Origin of the sequence: Acidovorax sp., from assembly GCF_046339755.1 — a bacterium.
Classification (GTDB): domain Bacteria; phylum Pseudomonadota; class Gammaproteobacteria; order Burkholderiales; family Burkholderiaceae_C; genus Acidovorax.
The window spans coordinates 1-3,870 of sequence record NZ_JBKDTZ010000066.1; the positions used below are offsets into that span (position 1 = coordinate 1).

The following is a 3,870-nucleotide window of genomic DNA, read 5'->3' on the forward strand; positions in this document are numbered from 1 at the left end:
CGCAGCTGGCGCAGCGCGACGTCGTGGTTGGGCGTAGCTGCGTCCCCCAGCCCCATGTGGTTGACGGCGTCGCTGCCAGGTGCGATGTGGGGGTGCAGGGGGTGGCGGCCCGACACGTCGCCGATGCGCTTGTCGACCACCTCGTCGATGGCTTCCTGCAGCGCGGGCAGTGCATGCTGGCGCGGGTTTTTCAGGCGCTCTTCCCATCCGGTACGCACGTCTTCCCAGAGCACGCAGGCCAAAAGGAAGCTCGGGGCCACGGGCTTGCCCTCGCCCACGCGGCGGTCGGTGTCGGCCAGGGCGGCGCTCACGAAGGGGGTGTCGGCACGCTCGACCGCCACGTCCAGCAGCGGGTAGATGCCCTTGGCCATGCCCAGCTTCTTGAGCTGGGCGACTGTGGCGATCGCATGGCCGGTCTGCAGGAGCTTGAGCATCTCGTCGAACATGCGGCTTTGCGGTACGTCGGCCAGCAGGGCCTGGGACTGCACCAGCGGCGCGGCCGTCTTGGCCTCGATGGTGAAGCCCAGGGCGCTGAGCTTGGCGGCGAAGCGCACGGCGCGGATGATGCGCACCGGGTCTTCGCGGTAGCGCGTGGCGGGGTCGCCGATCATGCGCAGCGTCTTCTTCTTGGCGTCCTGGATGCCCTTGTGGTAGTCCACCACCACCTGGCTCACCGGGTCGTAGTACATGGCGTTGACGGTGAAGTCGCGGCGCGTGGCGTCCTCGTCCTGCGGACCCCAGACGTTGTCGCGCAGCACACGGCCGCTGGCGTCCACGGCATGCTGCATGCCCGACAGCTGCTGCTTGCTGGTCTTTTCGTTGCCGGCGACCTGGCCAGCGGCGGCATTGTCCAGGTCGGCGCGGAAGGTGGAGACCTCGATCACTTCGTGTTCGCGGCCCCGGCCGTGCACCACGTGCACGATGCGAAAGCGCTTGCCGATGATGAAGGCACGGCGGAACAGGCCCTTGACCTGCTCGGGCGTGGCATTGGTGGCCACGTCGAAGTCCTTGGGGCGCAGGCCCAGCAGCAGGTCGCGCACCGCACCGCCGACGATGTAGGCCTCGTAGCCGGCCTGCTTGAGCGTGGCCACGACCTCGGCCGCGCGGCGGTCCACCAGCTCGGGATTGATGCCGTGCACGGTGGCGGGCACCTCTTCGCGCTTGCCGAAATGCGGCTTGACGCCCGAGGTGCCGGGCGTCGATTTGCCCAGCAGTTTGTCGATGAACTTCTTGATCATGGGTGTGCAGTAAACAGGTCCAGTATGCGCCAGCCGCGCTCCTGGGCCAGCGCCCGCAGGCGCGGATCGGGATTGGTGGCGACGGGATGGTCGACTTTTTCGAGCAGGGGCACGTCGTTCATCGAGTCGCTGTAGAAGGTGCTCTCGACGTCGCCCCAGGCGAGCCGGCGCTCGGCCAGCCATTGCTCCATGCGCGTGACCTTGCCCTCGCGCATGGTGGGCACGCCGTCGATCTCGCCGGTGTACCAGCCGTTGGCATCGCGCACCAGCTGCACGGCCAGCAGCTGCTGCACGCCAAGCGCCTTGGCGATGGGCGTGGTCACGAACTCGTTGGTGGCAGTGACGATGAGCACCTCGTCCCCGGCATCGAGGTGCTGCTGCACCAGGGCCAGGGCCTGGGGCTTGATGGCCGGGCCGATCACCTCGCGCATGAACTGCTCGTGCGCGGCGGCCGCCGCCTCGGGGCCGCGCAGGCGCACGGCTTCGGTGGCAAAGCGCACATAGTCGTGCACGTCGAGCGTGCCGGCCTGGTAGTGGGCGTAGAACTCGCCGTTGCGGCGCGCGAACTCGACCGGGTCGTTCCAGCCGATGCGGATGGTGAACTCGCCCCATTCGTAGTCGGAGTCGAGCGGCAGCAGCGTGTGGTCCAGGTCGAAAAGTGCGAGCCGGGGGCGGGTGGCCGGGGATTCAGGGGTGGTCATTCAATCAGGTGCCGGGGGTGCAGAGGGAGCAAGGGGGCCGGCAGGTTCGCAGGATCATTCGGACTCGAGCATTGCCTTGAGCAGCGGGATGGTGATGGCGCGCTGGGCGCGCAGGGCGTAGGCGTCGAGCTGGTCAAGCAACTGCATCAGGCTGCCCAGGTCGCGTGAGAAGCGGTTGAGCATGTAGTCCATGACGTCGTCGCTCAGGAACACGCCGCGTGCATCGGCCTCCTGGCGCAGCACGGCGCGGCGCTCGGGCTCGCCCAGCAGCTGCAGCTGGAACACATGGCCCCAGCCCAGGCGGCTGCGCAGGTCGTCGCGCAGCGGCAGGTCGGCCGGCGGCAGCTCGCCGGCGGCCAGCACCCAGCGCTGGGTGCCGCTGGCGGGGCTGATGGCGTTGACGAACCAGTTGAAGGCCATGGCCTGCTGGGAGGTGCTGTACAGGTGCACATCGTCCATGAGCACGGCGGACCAGGCCTCGTCGAACTCGGGCGGCTCACCCTCGGACGGGTCGAGCCAGCCCACGGCGTCGCCCTCGTCGCGCAGTGCCTGGCGCACGGCCTTGAGCAGGTGCGATTTGCCGCTGCCCGACTCGCCCCAGATGTAGGTGGGCACGGGCGAGCGGGTGGCCGGGCTGCTGCCCACGCCGGCCGCCAGGCGCAGGTGTTGCAAAGCCGCCTCGTTCGGGCCGGCGAAGAAGCGGGCCAGCGTGGGGCCCGTGGCCAGTCCGATGTCGAGCGCCAACTGCTTCATGCGCGCCCTCCGGGCAGCGCAGACGGGCCCATGGCAACGCAAGCGCGGGCGGCGGGCGGAAAGAGAATAGGCAGCGGCATCACAGGTGGCATTGAAAGGGGTCTGGCCGGAGGTGACTGCGGCGAAACAAGGTGGCACGGGGCCTGTCGCACAGCGCCAAAGGGCAGTTTGCGGAAAGTCCCGGCAGCGACAATACGCCTGATTTTAGTCTGCTGCCGGTGCCGTGCCGCCGCATCCTGTTCACCACCGAAAGCGGCCCCCTGGCACGAGCCCTTGACCACCCCGCTCCCAGCACCTGCCCGCCGGCATCCGGGCCCCTGGATTCATGGCCTGCCCATGGCCCTCTTTTCAGCGGGCTATGGTCGAAAGAATTGCAGGGGCCACGGCCCAGGGCCGGGCGCTGTCCGACAGGACAAGCCACGCCGCGCCGCGCACCCAGGGGCTGTGGGACCAATCCGGAGTGGGGGCTGTCTCCGAGGCAGGCATGCTCCTTGCCGCCCGGGTGCTGGCCCGCGTGCTGCTGCGGGCCGGGCCCGCCGCAAAGCCCCCGTTGCAACAAGGCTGAGGGGCAGGCGCGGCGATGCCCCTTAAAATCCCCGGATTCCAGCCCGCCGTGCGGGCCTACCCGCAGCACCATTCCATCCATGAGCTCCTCCGCCACCCCCACCCCCCTCTCCTACAAAGACGCCGGCGTTGACATCGACGCGGGCGACGCGCGGGGCGAACGCCTCAAGCCCCTGGGCAAGAAGACCGTGCGCGAAGGCGTGCTGTCGGGGATAGGCTGCTTCGGCGCGCTGTTCGAGGTGCCCAAGCGCTACCAGGAGCCCGTGCTGGTGTCCGGCACCGATGGCGTGGGCACCAAGCTCAAGCTGGCTTTCGAGTGGAACATGCACGACACCGTGGGCATCGACCTGGTGGCCATGAGCGTCAACGACGTGCTGGTGCAGGGCGCCGAGCCGCTGTTCTTCCTGGATTACTTCGCCTGCGGCAAGCTCGACGTGGACACGGCGGCTGCCGTGGTCGGCGGCATCGCCAAGGGCTGCGAGCTGAGCGGCTGCGCCCTGATCGGCGGCGAAACCGCCGAGATGCCCGGCATGTACCCCGCCGGCGAATACGACCTGGCCGGCTTCTGCGTCGGCGCGGTCGAAAAATCCAAAATCCTCACCGGCAAGGACGTG

5 protein-coding genes are annotated in these 3,870 nt (G+C 68.8%); 2 read left to right on the forward strand and 3 right to left on the reverse strand.

What is annotated here, in order from left to right; translation table 11 throughout:
- The 3 genes from pcnB to hda all read right to left on the reverse strand — a co-directional run.
- Nucleotides 1-1,238, reverse strand: a 1,238-nt coding sequence (gene pcnB, locus ACK59X_RS05220) for a polynucleotide adenylyltransferase PcnB (RefSeq protein WP_409955772.1), incomplete at its 3' end; no start/stop codon positions are given.
- Nucleotides 1,235-1,939, reverse strand: coding sequence for an HAD family hydrolase (locus tag ACK59X_RS05225; protein WP_409955774.1), 705 nt, complete (start codon nucleotides 1,937-1,939; stop codon nucleotides 1,235-1,237). The genes pcnB and ACK59X_RS05225, both read right to left, overlap by 4 nt.
- A gap of 54 nt (nucleotides 1,940-1,993) precedes the next feature.
- Complete coding sequence (gene hda / locus ACK59X_RS05230; RefSeq protein ID WP_409955776.1) at nucleotides 1,994-2,692, reverse strand: DnaA regulatory inactivator Hda; 699 nt, start codon at nucleotides 2,690-2,692, stop codon at nucleotides 1,994-1,996.
- 358 nt (nucleotides 2,693-3,050) lie between these two features.
- Here hda and ACK59X_RS05235 point away from each other — a divergent pair, with 358 nt between their 5' ends.
- Together ACK59X_RS05235 and purM are read left to right on the forward strand one after the other, a co-directional pair.
- Entirely contained in the window at nucleotides 3,051-3,257 is a 207-nt protein-coding gene (locus ACK59X_RS05235) for a hypothetical protein (RefSeq protein WP_409955777.1), read from the forward strand.
- A 79-nt stretch (nucleotides 3,258-3,336) separates the two neighbouring features.
- Nucleotides 3,337-3,870 (forward strand): phosphoribosylformylglycinamidine cyclo-ligase (gene purM / locus ACK59X_RS05240; RefSeq protein ID WP_409955779.1); only part of this gene is annotated, 534 nt, incomplete at its 3' end.